This window comes from Variovorax sp. V93 (genome assembly GCF_041154485.1).
Taxonomy (GTDB): Bacteria; Pseudomonadota; Gammaproteobacteria; order Burkholderiales; family Burkholderiaceae_C; genus Variovorax; species Variovorax beijingensis_A.
Genome location: NZ_AP028669.1, coordinates 4,638,191 through 4,656,110, shown reverse-complemented (window position 1 = coordinate 4,656,110; position 17,920 = coordinate 4,638,191). Strand labels below are relative to the sequence as shown.

Annotated in this window: 14 protein-coding genes; 11 read left to right on the top strand and 3 right to left on the bottom strand. The window is 67.8% G+C overall.

Annotated features, from left to right (window positions below; all coding sequences use genetic code 11):
- Positions 1–70 precede the first annotated feature (70 nt).
- Complete coding sequence (gene ychF / locus ACAM54_RS22105) at positions 71–1,162, top strand: redox-regulated ATPase YchF (RefSeq protein ID WP_209536591.1); 1,092 nt, start codon at positions 71–73, stop codon at positions 1,160–1,162.
- Positions 1,163–1,174: 12 nt separating this feature from the next.
- A complete protein-coding gene (locus ACAM54_RS22100; protein WP_209536592.1) occupies positions 1,175–1,849 on the top strand; it encodes a glutathione S-transferase in 675 nt (224 codons plus the stop codon).
- A gap of 10 nt (positions 1,850–1,859) precedes the next feature.
- Here the strand turns inward: ACAM54_RS22100 and ACAM54_RS22095 are convergent, their stop codons facing one another.
- Positions 1,860–2,330, bottom strand: a complete 471-nt coding sequence (locus ACAM54_RS22095; RefSeq protein ID WP_015867395.1) for a YqaA family protein — start codon at positions 2,328–2,330, stop codon at positions 1,860–1,862.
- A 181-nt stretch (positions 2,331–2,511) separates the two neighbouring features.
- On the opposite strand from ACAM54_RS22095, the gene dusB reads away from it, so the two are divergent.
- The 3 genes from dusB to purH are packed head-to-tail and all read left to right on the top strand — an operon-like array spanning position 2,512 to position 5,454.
- Positions 2,512–3,570: a tRNA dihydrouridine synthase DusB gene (gene dusB / locus ACAM54_RS22090; protein WP_025569407.1), complete on the top strand. Its 1,059-nt coding sequence runs from the start codon at positions 2,512–2,514 to the stop codon at positions 3,568–3,570.
- A gap of 19 nt (positions 3,571–3,589) precedes the next feature.
- Positions 3,590–3,826, top strand: coding sequence for a Fis family transcriptional regulator (locus tag ACAM54_RS22085; protein WP_007838304.1), 237 nt, complete (start codon positions 3,590–3,592; stop codon positions 3,824–3,826).
- Positions 3,827–3,846: 20 nt separating this feature from the next.
- Complete coding sequence (gene purH / locus ACAM54_RS22080) at positions 3,847–5,454, top strand: bifunctional phosphoribosylaminoimidazolecarboxamide formyltransferase/IMP cyclohydrolase (protein ID WP_025569406.1); 1,608 nt, start codon at positions 3,847–3,849, stop codon at positions 5,452–5,454.
- A gap of 46 nt (positions 5,455–5,500) precedes the next feature.
- On the opposite strand, the gene hemL is transcribed toward purH, so the two are convergent.
- Together hemL and ACAM54_RS22070 are read right to left on the bottom strand one after the other, a co-directional pair.
- Entirely contained in the window at positions 5,501–6,796 is a 1,296-nt protein-coding gene (hemL, locus tag ACAM54_RS22075; protein ID WP_369648926.1) for a glutamate-1-semialdehyde 2,1-aminomutase, read from the bottom strand.
- Positions 6,796–7,761, bottom strand: a complete 966-nt coding sequence (locus ACAM54_RS22070) for a bifunctional hydroxymethylpyrimidine kinase/phosphomethylpyrimidine kinase (RefSeq protein ID WP_145740084.1) — start codon at positions 7,759–7,761, stop codon at positions 6,796–6,798. Before ACAM54_RS22070 ends, hemL begins: the two co-directional genes overlap by 1 nt.
- A 111-nt stretch (positions 7,762–7,872) precedes the next feature.
- Here ACAM54_RS22070 and ACAM54_RS22065 point away from each other — a divergent pair, with 111 nt between their 5' ends.
- The 6 genes from ACAM54_RS22065 to ACAM54_RS22040 all read left to right on the top strand — a co-directional run bounded on the left by ACAM54_RS22065 (position 7,873) and on the right by ACAM54_RS22040 (position 17,918).
- Positions 7,873–8,043, top strand: a complete 171-nt coding sequence (locus ACAM54_RS22065; protein ID WP_007838397.1) for a rubredoxin — start codon at positions 7,873–7,875, stop codon at positions 8,041–8,043.
- Positions 8,044–8,124: 81 nt separating this feature from the next.
- Positions 8,125–8,523, top strand: a complete 399-nt coding sequence (locus ACAM54_RS22060) for a PleD family two-component system response regulator (RefSeq protein WP_015867390.1) — start codon at positions 8,125–8,127, stop codon at positions 8,521–8,523.
- A complete protein-coding gene (locus ACAM54_RS22055; RefSeq protein ID WP_015867389.1) occupies positions 8,524–8,889 on the top strand; it encodes a PleD family two-component system response regulator in 366 nt (121 codons plus the stop codon).
- A gap of 19 nt (positions 8,890–8,908) precedes the next feature.
- Positions 8,909–9,442 carry a chemotaxis protein CheW gene (locus tag ACAM54_RS22050; protein WP_025569402.1) on the top strand — a complete coding sequence of 178 codons (534 nt, stop codon included), beginning with the start codon at positions 8,909–8,911 and terminating at the stop codon, positions 9,440–9,442.
- Positions 9,443–9,484: 42 nt separating this feature from the next.
- Positions 9,485–11,794 carry a methyl-accepting chemotaxis protein gene (locus ACAM54_RS22045; protein WP_145740088.1) on the top strand — a complete coding sequence of 770 codons (2,310 nt, stop codon included), beginning with the start codon at positions 9,485–9,487 and terminating at the stop codon, positions 11,792–11,794.
- A gap of 76 nt (positions 11,795–11,870) precedes the next feature.
- The gene (locus ACAM54_RS22040; protein ID WP_369648925.1) at positions 11,871–17,918 is read left to right on the top strand and encodes an Hpt domain-containing protein; all 6,048 of its coding nucleotides are present in this window, start codon (positions 11,871–11,873) and stop codon (positions 17,916–17,918) included.
- Positions 17,919–17,920 lie beyond the last annotated feature (2 nt).

Here is a 17,920-nt window from a genome sequence, read left to right as displayed (position 1 = left end):
GGCCTGAAGTACGCACGGCCGAGGGAAAACCTGGACAGCCTAAAATCCCCGGTTACCCAAGAGGACCCCCATGAGTTTGCAATGCGGCATCGTCGGCCTGCCCAACGTCGGTAAATCCACCCTTTTCAATGCGTTGACCAAGGCCGGCATCGCGGCGGAAAACTATCCGTTCTGCACCATCGAGCCCAACGTGGGCGTGGTGGAAGTGCCCGATCCGCGGCTCGCGCAACTGAGCGAAATCGTCAAGCCCGAGCGCGTGGTGCCCGCGATCGTCGAGTTCGTCGACATTGCCGGCCTGGTGGCCGGCGCCAGCACGGGCGAGGGCCTGGGCAACAAGTTCCTCGCGCACATCCGCGAAACCGACGCCACCGTGAACGTGGTGCGCTGCTTCGACGACGAGAACGTGATCCACGTGGCCGGCAAGGTCGATCCGATCTCCGACATCGAGGTGATCCAGACCGAACTCTGCCTGGCCGACCTCGCCACCGTCGAGAAGGCGCTGCATCGCCACACCAAGGTGGCGCGCTCCGGCGACAAGGATGCGCAGAAGCTGGTCGGCCTGCTCGAACGCTGCCAGGCCGCGCTGAACGAGAACACGCCGGTGCGCGCGCTCGAGTTCACGAAGGAGGAGCAGCCGCTGGTCAAGTCGTTCACGCTGATCACCGCCAAGCCCGCGATGTTCGTCGGCAACGTGGCGGAAGACGGCTTCGAGAACAACCCCTACCTCGACCGCCTGCGCGAATATGCGGCGAAGCAGGGCGCGCCCGTGGTGGCCATCTGCGCCAAGATCGAAGCCGAACTCGCCGAGATGGACGAGGAGGACAAGAAGATGTTCCTCGCCGAAATCGGCCAGGAGGAGCCGGGCCTCAATCGCCTGATCCGCGCGGCCTACAAGCTGCTGGGCCTGCAGACCTACTTCACCGCCGGCGTGAAGGAAGTGCGCGCCTGGACCATCCACATCGGCGACACCGGCCCCCAGGCCGCCGGCGTGATCCACGGCGACTTCGAAAAGGGCTACATCCGCGCCCAGACCATTTCGTTCGAGGACTACATCGCCTACAAGGGCGAGCAGGGCGCGAAGGACGCGGGCAAGATGCGTTCGGAAGGCAAGGAATACGTGGTCAAGGACGGCGACGTGATGAACTTCCTGTTCAGCTCGTAAAGCCCACGGCATATGCTCACCGTCCATCACCTCAACAACTCACGCTCGCAGCGCGTGCTCTGGCTGCTCGAAGAACTTGGCCTGCCCTACGAGATCGTCCACTACCAGCGCGACCCGCAGACCATGTTGGCGCCCGCTTCGCTGCGGGCCGTGCATCCGCTGGGCAAGTCGCCGGTGGTGACCACGGACGACGGGCTGGTGCTGGCGGAGTCGGGTGCGGTCATCGAAACGCTGATCGAGCGCCATGGCAGCGGCCGCTTGGCGCCCGCGGCGGGCACGCCGGAGGCGGTGCGCTATCGCTACTGGCTGCATTTCGCGGAAGGCTCGGCGATGTCGCCGCTGCTGCTCAAGCTGGTGTTCGACAGGATCGAGAACGGCAGGATGCCCTTCTTCGCGAAGCCGATCGCGAAGATGATCTCCGGCAAGGCCAAGGCGGCCATCGTCACGCCCAATATTGAAAGCCACCTGGATTTCATGGAAGCCGAGCTCGGCAAGAGCGAGTGGTTTGCCGGCAGCGAATTCACGGGTGCCGACATCCAGATGAGTTTCCCGGTCGAAGCCGCGCAGGCGCGCGGCGGCCTCGATGCGAAGCGGCCCAGGCTGATGGCGTACCTGGAGCGCATCCACGCGCGGCCCGCCTACCAGCGCGCGCTCGAACGCGGCGGCCCCTACGGCCTCCTGAGCTGAAGCGTTTGCTTCACGACGGGAACACGTAGAGCAGCGCGACCGTCATGCAGACATAGCGCAGGAACTTCCCGATGGCCATGTAGCCCAGGCATGGCCAGAACGGCAGCTTGAGCCAGCCCGCCACCGCGCACAGCGGATCGCCCACCAGCGGCAGCCAGCTCAGCAGGCAGGCCTTGGGCCCGAGCCGCTCCAGCCAGCCCAAGACCCGCACATGGTGTTTCGAGTGCGAATATTTGTCGGCCACCTTGTGCGCGCCGTAGCCCATCCACCAGTCGACCGCGCCGCCCAGTGTGTTGCCCACCGTCGCGACCAGGATCGCCGGCCAGAACATGTCGGGGTTGAGCTTGAGCAAGCCGAAAAGAATGGGCTCCGAGCCCACCGGCAGCAGCGTGGCCGAGACGAAGGCCGCGATGAACAGCGTGGAGAGTCCGTATTGCGGAAGCGCAAGGAGCGCCAGGAGTGCGTCGAGCCAGGCTTGCATAAGGTGAAATGAGTCGACGCAGTATAGGCAGCGAACCTTCTGCGGCAGGTCGGAGAAAACGCCGGATGCAACCGGTGCTTGCGGTGTACCGCGCGCGCAAATCGTTTCAGCGCATGGAATCGCGCGTGGCTACAATCGTGCCTCATTTTTCAGCAGCCGCTCTCGCGACGCTTTCCACTTCATGACCTTGCAGATCGGCACCCACACGCTGGAAAACCGCCTGTTCGTTGCGCCCATGGCCGGCGTGACGGACCGGCCGTTCCGCATGCTGTGCCGCGAACTCGGCGCGGGCTACGCGGTCAGCGAGATGGTCACCTCGCGCAAGGAACTCTGGAACACGCTCAAGACCTCGCGCCGCGCCAACCACGACGGCGAACCCGGTCCCATCGCGGTGCAGATTGCCGGCACCGATGCGGCCATGATGGCCGAGGCTGCGGTCTACAACATCGAGCGCGGCGCGCAGATCATCGACATCAACATGGGCTGCCCGGCCAAGAAGGTCTGCAACAAGTGGGCCGGTTCGGCGCTGATGCGCGACGAGCCGCTGGCGCTTGAAATCGTGCAGGCCGTGGTCGATGCGGCAGCGCCCCACAACGTGCCGGTCACGCTCAAGATGCGCACCGGCTGGAGCGAAGAGCACCGCAACGCGGTGAAGCTCGCGCGCGATTTCGAATCGGCCGGCGTGCAGATGCTCACCGTGCACGGGCGTACCCGCGAGCAAGGCTACAAGGGCAGCGCCGAGTACGACACCATTGCCGCCGTGAAGGCCGCAGTGCGCGTGCCGGTGGTGGCCAACGGCGACATCCGCTCGCCCGAGAAGGCGCGCGAGGTGCTCGCGGCCACCGGCGCCGATGCGGTGATGATCGGCCGCGCCGCGCAGGGGCGGCCCTGGATCTTCCGCGAGATCTCCCATTTCCTGGCCACGGGCACGCACCTTGCACCGCCGCTGGTCGCCGAAGTGCGCCGCCTGCTGCTCGACCACCTGGTGGAGCACTACGCGCTCTACGGCGAATTCAGCGGCGTGCGAACCGCGCGCAAGCACATCGGCTGGTATGTGCGCACGCTGCCGGACGGCGAAGCCTTCCGCGCGCGGATGAACACCATCGAAGACTCCGCTGCGCAGCTGCGCGCGGTCGGCGATTATTTCGACGGGTTGGCGGACCGCATGGACCGCATGCCCGTGCACCAGGCGGCCGAAGAGCTGTCCGGTGAAGAGGAGGCGGCCTGCGCCGCCGATTGAGAGGAAGAGAAGAAAAAACATGAGCAAGAAACACATCGAGGACTGCGTGCGCACCAGTCTGGACAGCTACTTTCGTGATCTGCGCGGCACCGAACCCGACGGCATGTACGAGATGCTCGTGCGTGTGGTCGAGAAGCCCCTGCTCGACGTCGTGATGACGCGCGCCGAGGGCAACCAGTCGAAGGCCGCGCAATGGTTGGGCCTGAATCGCAACACGCTTCGCAAGAAGCTGGTTGAACACAAACTCCTGAAATAAATAACTCCACGGCATATTCCATGGCCCAGACCGCACTCATCTCCGTCTCCGACAAAACCGGCATCCTCGAATTCGCGCAGGCGCTGCATGCGCTGGGCATCAAGCTGCTGTCCACCGGCGGCACCGCCAAGCTGCTGGCCGATGCCGGCCTGCCCGTGACCGAAGTGGCCGACCACACCGGCTTTCCCGAAATGCTCGACGGCCGCGTGAAGACGCTACATCCCAAGATCCACGGCGGCCTGCTCGCGCGGCGCGACCTGCCCGCGCACGTCGCGGCCATCAAGGAACACGGCATCGACACCATCGACCTGCTGGTGGTCAATCTCTATCCCTTCGAAGCCACGGTGGCCAAGGCCGGCTGCACGCTGGAAGACGCGATCGAGAACATCGACATCGGCGGCCCGGCCATGGTGCGCAGCGCGGCCAAGAACTGGAAGGACGTCGGCGTGCTGACCGACGCCTCGCAGTACCCCGTGGCGCTGGCTGAACTGCAGGCCGGCGGCAAGCTCAGCGACAAGACCAGGTTCGCGTTCTCGGTGGCCGCGTTCAACCGCATCGCCGACTACGACGGCGCCATCAGTGACTACCTCTCGGCCATCGACTTCGACGCCAGCATCGGCCAGCCCTCGCCCACGCGCTCGCTGTTCCCGGCGCAGAGCAACGGCCGCTTCGTGAAGGTGCAGGACCTGCGCTACGGCGAGAACCCGCACCAGCAGGCCGCGTTCTACCGCGACCTGCATCCGGCGCCCGGTTCGCTCGTGTCGGCGAAGCAATTGCAGGGCAAGGAGCTCAGCTACAACAACATCGCCGATGCGGATGCCGCATGGGAATGCGTGAAGAGCTTCGACGTGCCCGCCTGCGTGATCGTCAAGCACGCCAACCCCTGCGGCGTGGCCGTGGGCAAGGACGCGGCCGAGGCTTACGGCAAGGCCTTCAAGACCGACCCGACCTCGGCCTTCGGCGGCATCATCGCCTTCAACCGCCCGGTCGATGGCGAGACTGCGCAGGCCATTGCCAAGCAGTTCGTCGAAGTGCTGATGGCGCCGGGCTACACGCCCGAGGCGCTCGAAGTGTTCCAGGCGACCAAGGCCAAGCTCAACGTGCGCGTGCTCGAGATCGCACTGCCCAAGGGCGGCAGCACCGACTGGGACAACGGCCGCAACGCGATGGACGTCAAGCGCGTCGGCTCGGGCCTCTTGATCCAGACCGCCGACAACCACGAACTGGCGCTGGCCGACCTCAAGGTGGTCAGCAAGAAGCAGCCCACGCCGCAGCAGCTGCAAGACCTGCTGTTCGCCTGGAAGGTCGCGAAGTACGTCAAGAGCAACGCGATCGTGTTCTGCGCCGACGGCATGACCATGGGCGTGGGCGCCGGCCAGATGAGCCGCCTCGACTCCGCGCGCATCGCGAGCATCAAGGCCGAGCACGCGGGCCTGTCGCTCAAGGGCACGGCGGTGGCAAGCGACGCCTTTTTCCCGTTCCGCGACGGGCTCGACGTGGTGGTCGATGCCGGCGCGAGCAGCGTCATCCAGCCGGGCGGTTCGATGCGCGACCAGGAAGTGATCGACGCTGCCGACGAGCGCGGCGTGGTCATGGTGCTCTCGGGCGTGCGCCACTTCCGGCACTGAGTCTCTGCCCCTCGGGCAGGGGCGCCCTTCGGCGCCCCGCAGGAGGTCAGGGAGATGGGATCGTCCTGAAAACCTGCCGCGCAGCTTCGATGGTGGCGGCAATGTCTTCCTCGCCGTGCGCGGCGCTCACGAAGCCGGCCTCGTAGAGTGCCGGCGCGATGTACACGCCGCGGTCGAGCAGGCCGTGGAACAGCGCGTTGAACTTCGCGTTGTCGGTGGTCATCACGGTGGCGTAGTTCTGCGGCAGCTCGTTCATCAGGAAGAAGCCGAACATGCCGCCTTCGCTGTCGGCGTTGAAGGGCAGCCCTTCGGCCGCGGCGGCGGCCTTGAGGCCCTCGACCAGCGAGCGCGTCTTCTTGCCCAGCGCCTCGTAGAAGCCGGGGCGCGCAATTTCCTTCAGCGTCGCAAGGCCGCAGGCCGTGGCCACCGGGTTGCCCGACAGCGTGCCGGCCTGGTAGACCGGGCCGAGCGGCGCCAGCTGCTCCATGATGGCGCGCGGGCCGCCGAAGGCCGCCAGCGGCATGCCGCCGCCGATGACCTTGCCGAGCACGGTGAGGTCGGGCGTGATGCCCAGCACGCCCTGCGCGCCGTGCAGGCCGACGCGAAAGCCGGTCATCACTTCGTCGAACACCAGCAGCGCGCCGTGCTGCGTGCACAGCTCGCGGCAGCGGGCGGCGAACGCGGGCGTGGCGCGCACGAAGTTCATGTTGCCGGCAATCGCCTCGATCATCAGGCAGGCGATGTCGTTGCCGTGCAGCGCGAAGGCTTCCTCGAGCTGCGCGATGTTGTTGTACTCGAGCACCAGCGTGTGCTGCGTGACCTCGGGCGGCACGCCGGCCGAGGTGGGATGGCCGAAGGTGGCGAGGCCGGAGCCGGCCTTCACCAGCAGCGCGTCGGCATGGCCGTGGTAGCAGCCCTCGAACTTGATGATGTGCTTGCGGCCGGTCGCGCCGCGCGCCAGGCGCAGTGCGCTCATGGCGGCTTCGGTGCCCGAGCTCACGAGCCGCACCATCTCCATCGACGGCACCAGCGCGAGGATGGCTTCGGCCAGCTCGATCTCGCGCTCGGTGGGCGCGCCGTAGGAGAAGCCCTCGCGCACGGCCTTCTGCACCGCCTCGACCACCGCGGGATGGCCGTGGCCCAGGATCATCGGCCCCCAGGAGCCGATGTAGTCGATGTAGCGCTTGTCGTTGGCGTCCCAGAAATAGGCGCCCTCGGCCCGGCGGATGAAGCGCGGCGTGCCGCCCACGGCCTTGAAGGCACGCACCGGCGAATTGACGCCGCCGGGAATGACCGCGCGGGCGCGCTCGAAAAGAATGTCGTTTTGATCAGCGTTTGGCATCAGTGTCTGGTGTCGTGAGGGGGCAGGGCGAAGTCTTGCGGGGCGTCGGGGTCTTCATCGTCGTCTTCGTCGTCTTCCGGCTCGGCCCAGAACAGGCGGTCCGGAAGCACATGGCCCATGCCGGGCCGGAAGCCCGCGTCGAGGCAGCGGTCCATGTAGGCCAGGGCCTCGGTGGTGGCGGCCACCAGGTCGGTGCCGCTCGCGAGCAGGGCGGCCAGCGCGGCCGACAGCGTGTCGCCGGCACCGGCGAAGACGGCTTCGAGCCGCTCGTATTTCTCGCTGGCGAGCACCGACTGCGGCGAGGCCAGCACGTTGTCGATGAACTGGTCGGGCAACACCATGCCGGTCACCAGCGTGTAGGGCACGCCGAATTCGCCGGCGGCCTTGGCAATGTCGCGCGCGCCGGGCGGGCGCTCGCCGCTCCAGTCGGGAAGCAGCCAGCGCCACAGCGTACTGTGGTTTCCAACCAACACTGTGGCCTGGGGCAGGAGCAGTTCGCGAAAAGCGTCGAGATAGCCCTCGATCAGGTTCTCGTCCCACCAGGAAAGGTTGGGCATGTAGGCCACCAGCGGCACCTCGGGGTAGTCGGAGGCGGTCTCGGCGATGGTGCTCAGCGCGTCGGGCGTTCCGACGAAGCCCACCTTGATGAGCTGGACCTCCACGTCCTCGAGAATGGCGCGCGCCTGCTCGGCGATGGCCTCCTCCTCGAAGGCGAAATGGTCGAAGATCTCGGCCGTGTCGCGCGCATAGGCGCCCGTCACCACCGGCAGCATGTGCGCGCCGACCGAAGCCATGGCCAGCGCATCGGCGCCCAGGCCGCCGGCGCCACTCGGATCGCTGGCGTTGAAGACCAGCACGCAGGGCGGATTCAGGTCGCGCTCGGCCACCTCTTCGGCGTCCGGCGGGGGGTCGTTAAGATTGCCCGGTTTGCGGGCGTGGTCTGCTGGATGTAAGTAGATGGTCATACGCCGGGCGAAATCCCCTGGATGGTGGCATAGGCGCGACGTTTACCGTCCGCCAGTGAGATACGCATAGATACACTCGTTGCATTTAATGAACAAGGACTTTAAGCTCCGATGAATACGAAAACTTGGATGTGCCTGATTTGTGGGTGGATCTATGACGAAGCGGTTGGTGTACCGGAAGACGGCATCGCGGCAGGCACGGCCTGGGCCGATGTCCCGATGAACTGGACCTGTCCTGAGTGCGGTGCGCGCAAGGAAGACTTCGAAATGGTTGAAATCTGAAGCATGGCATAGGGCTACGCGATTTGCGCCGATGTACGGCGCGGCGGGCATCCAAGTCTCATCTCAGCAGGAGCATGTGCAATGGGGCCGAATGGATCAGGTTACAAGGTGCTCGTCATTGACGACAGCAATACGATCCGGCGCAGTGCCGAAATATTTCTGAAGCAGGGCGGACACGAGGTTCTTCTCGCGGAAGACGGCTTCGACGCGCTCTCCAAGGTTAACGACCACAAGCCGCATCTGATTTTCTGCGACATCCTGATGCCGCGGCTGGACGGCTACCAGACCTGCGCCATCATCAAGCGCAACGCTCATTTCTCCAATGTTCCGGTCGTGATGCTCTCCTCGAAAGACGGCGTCTTCGACAAGGCTCGCGGCCGCATGGTCGGGTCGCAGGACTACCTGACCAAACCTTTCACCAAAGACCAGCTGCTGCAGGCCGTGCAGCAGTTTGGCACCCTTCAACAGGAAGTGCAGTAAATGCCCATTCGAAAAATCCTCGTCGTCGACGACTCCAAGACGGAACTGGTGTTCCTCTCGGACCTGCTCCAGAAGAACGGCTTTGCGGTCAAGACCGCCGAAAACGCCGAAGACGCCATGCGCCGCCTCGAAGAGGACCAGCCCGACCTGATCCTCATGGACGTCGTGATGCCCGGCCAGAACGGCTTCCAGCTGACGCGCGCGATTGCCCGCGATCCGCAGTACGCCGCCATCCCGATCATCCTGTGCACCAGCAAGAACCAGGAAACCGATCGCGTCTGGGGCATGCGCCAGGGCGCCCGCGACTACATCGTGAAGCCGGTCAACGCGGCCGAGCTGATGTCCAAGATCAGCGCGCTGGCCTGAACAGGCGCCTGCCGAGTCCATGGCCAATCGCGACGCTCTCCGAGCCTTCCAGTCCCGGCTTGCGAGCCGCCTGCAGGCTGCGCGCACGACCGGCGTCGCCGCCTCGTGGCTCGCGGTCGAGGCGGGTGAGGGCAAGTACCTGTTCCCACTCGGCCACGCGGGAGAGATCTTCCCGTGGACGCCGCCTCAGCCCGTGCCCTACACGCAGCCCTGGTTCCTGGGCGTTGCCAACCTGCGCGGCGGCCTTTATGGCGTGGTGCACCTGTCGGCATTCGCCTCGGGTGCGCCGGACAACACGGCCGCCACCGAGGCGGCCCGCATGCAATCGCGGCTCGTTGCCCTCAACGAGCTGCTCGAAGTGAACTGCGCGCTGCTGGTCGACCGGCTGGCGGGACTGCGCGGCGCCGAGGCCTTCACGGCTTCGGAGCCGCCAGGCGCACAGGCACCCGCCTGGCTGGGGCATCTGTACACCGATGCGGCGGGCGAGCGCTGGCAGGAAGTCAACCTGCAGGCGCTTTCGCAGCAACCCGAGTTTTTGAGTATTGGCGCCTAGTGCTTCCGCACAGCCCAAAGACAACCACCTGAAGGACCGACCGTGAGCTCGATCGCCGACAAGTTCAAGAAATTACTGCCCGCGAACAGCGGCAACGACAAGGCCCGCGTCGACGGCTCCGGTTCCATATCGCTCGACGACGTCGACACGGTTCAGGCGCTGGAGGAAAAGACCATTCGGCTGGCCCGCAAGGACGGCGCCCCGGCCGCGCCGCTGCCCGCCGGCTTTGCCGACGAGCTGCTGGGCGGCGGCGAGGCTGCCAACGAAGCGGCGTCGCCCGAAGGGGCCCCGGCGCAGGCGGCCGGCCGCGCGGGTTCGAACCCGGCGCGCCAGCAGCGCATCCTGGCCATCATGCTGGCGGTGGTGGTGCTGCTGCTGCTGCTGGTGGCCGGTTCCGCCATTCTTCGCGCCGAGCGCCTGGCGCAGCAGGTGGCCGCCACCGGCCAGTCGCTGATGCAGTCGCAGCGGCTCGCGAAATCGATCTCCCAGGCCCTCGTGGGCAGCGCGCCCGCATTCGTCGAAGTGAAGGACAGCGCCGACGACCTCACGCGCCGCGTGCAGGGCCTGACCAACGGCGACGATGCCCTGCGCCTGGAGCGCGTGGGCAACCAGTACGACGAGGACATGGCCAAGATCAACCCCCTGGTCGTTCGTGCCGATGCCAGCGCCAAGGTCGTGCTGGCCCAGCGCCAGATCCTGACCCAGGTGGGTGCCGCTCTGCGCGACATCAACCAGCAGTCGTCCGCGCTGCTCGAAATGACGGAAACCGTCGCTTCGCTGAAGATGCAGCAGAACGCCACGCTGCCCGAAATTTCGGCGGCCGGCCAGCTCGTGATGCTGACCCAGCGCATCGGCAAGTCGACCAACGAATTCTTCACGGTCGAGGGCGTGAACCCCGACGCCGTGTTCCTGCTCGGCAAGGACCTGAACACCTTCCAGGAAACCACGCGCGGCCTGCTCGACGGCAATGCGCAGCAGCGCTTCCCCGGTTCGAAAGACCCGCAGACCCGCCAGCAGCTCGAAGCCATTCTCAAGACCTACGAGCAGATGCGCACGCAGGCCTCGGCCATTCTGGGCAACCTGCAGGGCCTGGTGGCCGCGCGCGAAGCGCAGGCGTCCATCCTGACCGACAGCGAACCGCTGCGCAAATCGCTCGGCGAGCTGCAGGACAAGCTGTCCGCGCGCACCGGCCTGGGCGCCGGAACGATCGTGATGCTGTTCGTGCTCTCGCTGGCCGCCCTGGCGCTGGCCGGCGCCATCGGTTTCGTGCAGGTGCGCGAAGGCCGCGAACGTGCCGCCGTGGCCGAGCGCGAGCGTCTCGCGGCCGAGCAGGCCAGCGAAGAGGCGGGCCGCATCAACAACGCCAACCAGGCCGCCATTCTTCGGCTGATGAACGAACTGCAGACAGTGGCCGAAGGCGACCTGACGCAGGAAGCCACCGTGACCGAGGACATCACCGGCGCCATCGCCGACTCGGTGAACTACACGGTGGAAGAACTGCGCCTGCTGGTGGGCAACGTGCAGAACACGGCCACCCGCGTGGCGCAGACCACCTCGCAGGTGGAAAGCACCTCGACCGAACTGCTCGCCGCCTCGACCGAGCAGCTGCGCGAGATTCGCGAAACCGGCCAGTCGGTGGTGACCATGGCCGAGCGGATCAACGGCGTGTCCTCGCAGGCGCAGGAATCCGCCACGGTGGCGCGCCAGTCGCTGCAGGCCGCGTCCTCGGGCCTGCAGGCCGTGCAGAACGCCATCGGCGGCATGAACTCCATCCGCGACCAGATCCAGGAAACCTCCAAGCGCATCAAGCGCCTGGGCGAGTCGTCGCAGGAGATCGGCGAAATCACCGAGCTGATCTCGGACATTACCGAGCAGACGAACGTGCTGGCGCTGAACGCCGCCATCCAGGCCGCATCGGCCGGTGAAGCCGGCCGCGGCTTCTCGGTGGTGGCCGAAGAAGTGCAGCGCCTGGCCGAACGCTCCGCCGACGCCACGCGCCAGATCTCGGCGCTGGTGAAGGCCATTCAGACCGACACGCAGGACGCGGTGGGCGCCATGGAGCGTTCCACGCAGGGTGTGGTCGAAGGGGCCAAGCTGTCCGACAATGCCGGTACCGCGCTGTCCGAGATCGACCGCGTGTCGCGCCGGCTTGCAGACCTCATCGAGCAGATTTCGCAGTCCGCCTCCCGCGAGGCCGATTCGGCCAACGTGGTGGCCGCCAACATCCAGCACATCTTTGCCGTGACCGAACAGACCGGAGAAGGTACCCGCAACACCGCCCAGCAGGTGCGCGAGCTGTCGCAGATGGCCGAAGAACTGCGCCGCTCCGTCGCCCGTTTCAAGATCGCCTGATGAAGCTCTCCCCCAGTCTTCGCGCACTTCGTGTCGCTTCGGAAAACTGACAGATAAAGAACGGCGAGCATCCAACGTGTCGACTCAAACCCCTGCCACGGCCCCCCTCGCTGGCAACGTGCCGGCCACCGAAGACCTTGGGCCGCTGGCCTGGGTTCTGGGAGAAATCCAGAAATCCCTCGACAGCGTCGGCAAGTCGCTGCGGCGCTTCGTGCGCGACGTGGGCAATGCCTCGGAGCTCGAAAGCGGCCCGCTGCAGATGGCCCGCCAGCAGCTGCACCAGTCGGTCGGCGCGCTGCAGATGGTGGGCAACACCGCACCGGCGCTGGTGCTCGGCGCCATCGAGTTCGCGGTGCAGGGCTTCATTGCCGAGCCGCAGCGCTGCACCGACAGCGCGGTCCAGAAGATCGAGCGCGCCGGCTTTGCCGTCATCGATTTCCTCAACGCGCTGCTGGCCGGCAAGGCCGTGTCGTCGGTGGCGCTGTTCCCGCAATACCGCGACGTGCTCGAACTGGTCGGCAACGAGCGCGTGCATCCGGCGGATCTGTGGAGCATGGCCTGGCGCTGGGTCGAAGTGCGCCCCGCACTGACCCAGGCCGCCGTCAGCTATGACCCGGCCGTGCGTTCGCGGCTCGACCGCGAGGTGCTGCAGCTGGTCAAGACCGGCGACCCGCAGGCTGCGCGGCGGCTGCATGCGCTGTGCCTGGGGCTCGGGCGCGGTGTGCTGCTGCCCCGCGTCGCCAGCTTCTGGACCCTGGCCGCAGGCTTCTTCGAGGCCCTGGCGCTCGGGCTGATTCCCGCCGATGCGTATGTGAAGCGCGCTGCTTCCCGCGTGCTGCTGCAGTACGCCACCCTGGCGCGCGGCGACAGCACGGTGTCCGACCGCCTGGGCCAGGACCTGCTGTTCTTCTGCGCCCAGGCCGTGCCCGGCGCGCAGGACGAAGCCGCCACCCTGCGCACCGTCCGCACCGCCTGGGGCGTGGCCGGCGAGCGGCAGGTCGACTACACGGTCGAGCAGTTCGGCCGCTACGATCCGCTGGTGCTGGCGCAGGCGCGCAAGCGCATCGAAACCGCCAAGGAAATGTGGTCGGCGCTCTCGGGCGGCGACATCACCCGCACGCGCCAGGTGGCCGACACCTTTGCGCAGCTGGGCGAATCGCTGCAGAAGCTCCATCCGCCGATCTCGCCGATGGTGGAGGCGCTCACGCATGCGGTCGAGGCCTCGGTGCGCTCCAGCCAGCCGCCCGATACCGAGCTGGCGATGGAAGTCGCCACCTCGGTGCTCTACCTGGAAGCCGCGCTCGAAGACCTGGACCCGAGCGATCCGCAGCTCACCTCCCGCACCCTGCAATTGGCCGGCCGCATCGAGCGCGTGCGCGAAGGCGGGCATTCGGAGCCGCTCGAGCCCTGGATGGAGGACCTGTACCGGCGCGTGAGCGACCGCCAGACCATGGGCACCGTGGTCGACGAACTGCGCAGCCACCTGAGCGAGCTCGAGAAATCGCTCGACCAGTATTTCCGCCGCCCCGCCGAGAAAGCCCTGCTGCGCACCGTGCCGAGCCAGCTGCTGCAGATGCGCGGCGTGTTCTCGGTGCTGGGGCTCGACCAGGCCGCCAGCACCGTCCAGCGCATGCGCGACGACGTCGAGCAGATGCTGGTGGGCAACGCTTCGCCGGTCGAGGAGATGCAGAGCTTCGATGCGCTCGGCAACAACCTGGGCGCGCTGGGCTTCCTGATCGACATGCTGGGCTACCAGCCGACGCTCGCCAAGCGCCTGTTCGTGTTCGACGCCGAGGCCGGCGAACTCAAGCCGCTGATGGGCCGCCAGGCCGCCGATGGGGCCGCGGAGGCTGCAACCCCCGGCGCTGCGCCCGCGGCCGCCGAAGCGGTGCTCAGCATCGAGGAGGTCGATGCCCAGATCGCCTCCAAGCTTGCCGCGCTCGCCACGCCCAACCGCAAGGCGAAGGTCTCGCCCATCGAGGAATTCAGCAGCAAGGCCGACAGCTGGACCCACAAGATCGCCGGTCCTGCGGCCCTGCCCGATACCGAGGTGACCGAGCTCGAAGAAGACGACCTGCAGAACATCTTCCTGGACGAAGCCCGCGAGGTGGTGCAAAACGGCCTGGCCGCCATCGACGAGCTGGGCAGCCACCCCGACGACACCGAGGAACTCACCATCCTGCGGCGCGCGTTCCACACCCTCAAGGGCAGTTCGCGCATGGTCGGCCTGACCGATTTCGGCGATGCCGCCTGGTCCTTCGAACAGGTGCTCAACACCTGGCTGGCCGACCAGCGCGCTGCCACGCCCGACCTGCTCGCCGGCACCCGCAAGGCGCTCGAGGAATTCAGCCAGTGGGTCGAGGCCATTGCGTCCGGCGCCCAGCACGGCTGGCAGTCGGCGCATTTCAGCCGCGTGGCCAATGCCCTGCTGGCGGGCGAACCCGTGCCCACCGCCCCCACGTGGGTCGCCGATGCCGACGCGCTGGCCGTGGCCGCGCGCCACATTGCCGCGGAGCCGCCGCCGGCCGCTCCCGCACCGGAACCCGCGCAGCTGCTGGAGCTTCCGGAACTGCCCGACCTGTCGCTTTCCCCCGCGGCGCCGGTGGAAACGGCACCCGCCGCGCCATCCGAACTGCCGCCGCAAACGGCGCCGGCCGCTGCAAAGCCCGAAGCCGACGACGACTTCGCCTCCACCGATTTCCTCGACTTCGAATCCCGCCCGGCGCCGGAAGCCGAAGCAACCGAGGCCTTCGGCCACAGCGCCGACTTCGATTTTCTCGCGCCCGCGAAAGCGCAGGCGCCGGTCGAGTCGATCGCGCGCTTCACGGCGGAACCCGCCGTCGAGCCGGCGGCGGCCGCCGATGCGCCCGAATCGCCGGCCCTGGAGGGGCTGCCCGACCTCGACTGGGCGACCGAGATCGTGCCGGCAAAGGCGGAAGAGCCCGTGGCGCTTGCCGAGGAGCCCGCACCGGCGCCGCCGGAAGCGCCCGCAGCAGCAGCGGTGCCCACCGAAGAACCCGTGGCCGCGCCGGCCCTGCTGCTGGAGCCTGAAGAATCCGCCGTTGCCGCCGCCGCCGACGAAGCACCGCCCGCGGCTGCAGAACCGGCGCCCGCCGTCGCCGCCGAAGAAGTCGCCCGGCCGGTGGAGGCCGAGGAAACCGCCGACGCCGCCGCGGCCTCCGGTGCCGAAGACCAGGTCAAGGTCATCGGGCCGCTGCGCATCGGCATTGCGCTCTACAACGTCTACCTCAACGAGGCCGACGAGTGGTCCAGGCAGCTCGCCACCGAAGTGGGCGAGTGGGCGCTCGAATCGCACGAGCGGCTGCCCGACTCGACCATTGCGCTCGCGCATTCGCTGGCCGGCAGCTCGGCCACGGTCGGCTTCCACAGCCTCTCGGGCATGGCGCGCCTGCTCGAAGCCGCGCTGCAGCATCTGCAGATGCAGGGCAGCGGCTCGCGCGAACAGGGCGTGGTGCTGGTGGCCGCGGCCGACGAGCTGCGCCGCCTTCTGCACCAGTTCGCCGTCGGCTTCCTGCGCGAACCGTCCGAAGGAACGCTGCAGGCGCTGCGCGACATTGCCGCCGCACCGATGCCGGCCGAGGCTGCCGCGCGCGTCGAAACCCGCACGCTCCAGCACCTGGTGGCGCAGGGCAATGTGGCCGACGTGGCGCTGGACGACTCCGAAGACGCGATCGACATGGTCGATGCGGTCGACGTCGACCTATTCCCCATCTTCGAGGAAGAAGCGGCGGAGCTGCTGCCCCAGCTGGGCCAGGCGCTGCGCCAATGGGCGCACCACCCCGACGACAGCGCGCCGCGCGCCTCGGTGCTGCGCACGCTGCACACGCTCAAGGGCAGCGCGCGGCTGGCCGGCGCCATGCGCCTTGGCGAGCGCGCGCACCGCATGGAATCCGAGATCGAAGTGCTCGGCACCCAGGGCGGCGCCGACCGGGCCGAGATCGAGAAGCTGCTCACGCGCCTCGATGCGCTGCAGGCCACCTTCGACGCCCTGCGCGCCGCGGACGATGCCACCCAGGCCGAAGTGGCCCAGCTGGTGGCCACGGCCTCGGTGACTTCGCCGGGCGTGCAGCTGGTGCAGGTTCCTGCCGATACCGGCGTGTCCGCCAACGACGAGACGCTGATGGCCGGCAACGAGAACGCCGACGCAGCCGCGGAAGCCACCGCCGCGCCATCGCTGCTGCCGCGTCCGGCCCACGCGCTGCTGGCGCCGCTGCGTGCGGTGTCGAGCCAGGCCGTGCGCATCCGCACCCAGCTGCTCGACCGCCTGGTGGCGCAGACCGGCGAGGTCATCATCACGCGCTCGCGCCTGGAGGCCGAGCTCGGCCAGCTGCGCGGTTCGCTCACCGACCTCACGGGCAACCTCGACCGCCTGCGCCAGCAGCTGCGCGACATCGAAGTGCAGGCCGAAAGCCAGATGCAGTCGCGCCTGGCCCAGGCCAAGGATTCGCAGCAGAGCTTCGACCCGCTGGAGTTCGACCGCTTCACCCGCGTGCAGGAACTCACGCGCATGATGGCCGAGTCGGTGAACGACGTGGCCACCGTGCAGCGCACGCTGCAAAAGACGGTGCAGGCCACGGAAGACGACCTCAGCGTGCAGGCGCGCCAGACGCGCGAACTGCAGCGCGGCCTGCTGCGCACCCGCATGGTGGAGTTCGAGGGCATCTCCGACCGCCTCTACCGCGTGGTGCGCCAGGCCTCCAAGGACACCGGCAAGCAGGTGCGCCTGGACATCGTCGGCGGCTCCATCGAAATGGACCGCGGCGTGCTCGACCGCATGACGCCCGCCTTCGAGCACCTGCTGCGCAATTGCGTGGCGCACGGCATCGAGGAACCGGCCGTGCGCGAGAAGGCCGGCAAGGACGCCAACGGCCTGATCGTGATCGACCTGCACCAGGAGGGCAACGACGTCTCGGTGAGCTTCCGCGACGACGGCGCCGGCCTCGACCACGGCCGCATCGCCGAGCGCGCCCGCACGCTCGGCCTGCTCGCGCCCGGCCAGGAACTCTCGCCCGAGGAAGCCACCGAGCTGATCTTCAAGCCCGGCTTCTCGACCGCCGGACAGGTGTCCGAGCTGGCCGGCCGCGGCATCGGCATGGACGTGGTGCGCGCGCAGATCGCCGCGCTCGGCGGCCGCATCGAAACGCACAGCACGCCAGGCCAGGGCACCACCTTCAAGCTGGTGCTGCCGCTCACCACCGCGGTGACGCACGTGGTGATGCTGCGCGCGGGCGAGGTGTCGATCGGCGTGCCGTCCAACCTGGTCGAGCTGGTGCAGCGCGTGAGCAGCACCGAGCTCGAGGCCGCCTACCTGCACAACAGCCATCCGTTCGGCAGCGAGCAGGTGCCTTTCTACTGGGCCGGTGCATTGCTGCAGGCTTCGGCGCGCAGCGAGCATGCCGCGAGCCGAAACAACACCGTCGTGATCGTGCGAAGCGCGGCGCAGCGGGTCGGCCTGCATGTGGACGAAGTGCTGGGCAACCAGGAAGTCGTGGTCAAGAACCTCGGGCCGCAGCTGGCCCGGCTGCCGGGCCTGGCGGGCATCTCGGTGCTGGCTTCGGGTGCGGTGGCGCTCATCTACAACCCGGTGGCGGTGGCCGCAGTGCATGGCGAACAGGCGCGCGAGCGCCAGGCCGCCGCGCTGGCCGCGCCGGCGCATGCCGCCGGCCACGGCGCACCGCAGGAACCGCTGCCGGTGCTGGCCCCCGCGGCGCCGCAGGTGCCGCTGGTGCTGGTGGTCGACGACTCCATCACCGTGCGCCGCGTGACGCAGCGCCTGCTGCAGCGCGAAGGCTATCGCGTGTCGCTCGCGGCCGACGGCCTGCAGGCGCTCGAACGCCTGCAGCAGGAGCGCCCGGCGGTGGTGCTGTCGGACATCGAGATGCCGCGCATGGACGGCTTCGACCTGGCGCGCAACATCCGCGCGGACGATTCGATGGCCGGCCTGCCGATCATCATGATCACCTCGCGCATCGCCGAGAAGCACCGCGACTACGCGCGCACGCTGGGCGTCAACCACTACCTCGGCAAGCCCTACTCGGAAGAAGAGCTGCTGCGCCTGGTGCGCAGCTATACCAGCGAGCCCGCCGCGCTGGCTGCGGCCTGAAG

Coding starts and splice junctions, on each gene's coding strand:
- dusB (WP_025569407.1), top strand. CDS start 2,512: ATGACCTTGCAGATCGGCACCCACACGCTGGAAAACCGCCTGTTCGTT.
- ychF (WP_209536591.1), top strand. CDS start 71: ATGAGTTTGCAATGCGGCATCGTCGGCCTGCCCAACGTCGGTAAATCC.
- hemL (WP_369648926.1), bottom strand. CDS start 6,796: ATGCCAAACGCTGATCAAAACGACATTCTTTTCGAGCGCGCCCGCGCG.
- ACAM54_RS22100 (WP_209536592.1), top strand. CDS start 1,175: ATGCTCACCGTCCATCACCTCAACAACTCACGCTCGCAGCGCGTGCTC.
- purH (WP_025569406.1), top strand. CDS start 3,847: ATGGCCCAGACCGCACTCATCTCCGTCTCCGACAAAACCGGCATCCTC.
- ACAM54_RS22060 (WP_015867390.1), top strand. CDS start 8,125: ATGGGGCCGAATGGATCAGGTTACAAGGTGCTCGTCATTGACGACAGC.
- ACAM54_RS22095 (WP_015867395.1), bottom strand. CDS start 2,330: ATGCAAGCCTGGCTCGACGCACTCCTGGCGCTCCTTGCGCTTCCGCAA.
- ACAM54_RS22085 (WP_007838304.1), top strand. CDS start 3,590: ATGAGCAAGAAACACATCGAGGACTGCGTGCGCACCAGTCTGGACAGC.
- ACAM54_RS22055 (WP_015867389.1), top strand. CDS start 8,524: ATGCCCATTCGAAAAATCCTCGTCGTCGACGACTCCAAGACGGAACTG.
- ACAM54_RS22065 (WP_007838397.1), top strand. CDS start 7,873: ATGAATACGAAAACTTGGATGTGCCTGATTTGTGGGTGGATCTATGAC.
- ACAM54_RS22070 (WP_145740084.1), bottom strand. CDS start 7,761: ATGACCATCTACTTACATCCAGCAGACCACGCCCGCAAACCGGGCAAT.
- ACAM54_RS22050 (WP_025569402.1), top strand. CDS start 8,909: ATGGCCAATCGCGACGCTCTCCGAGCCTTCCAGTCCCGGCTTGCGAGC.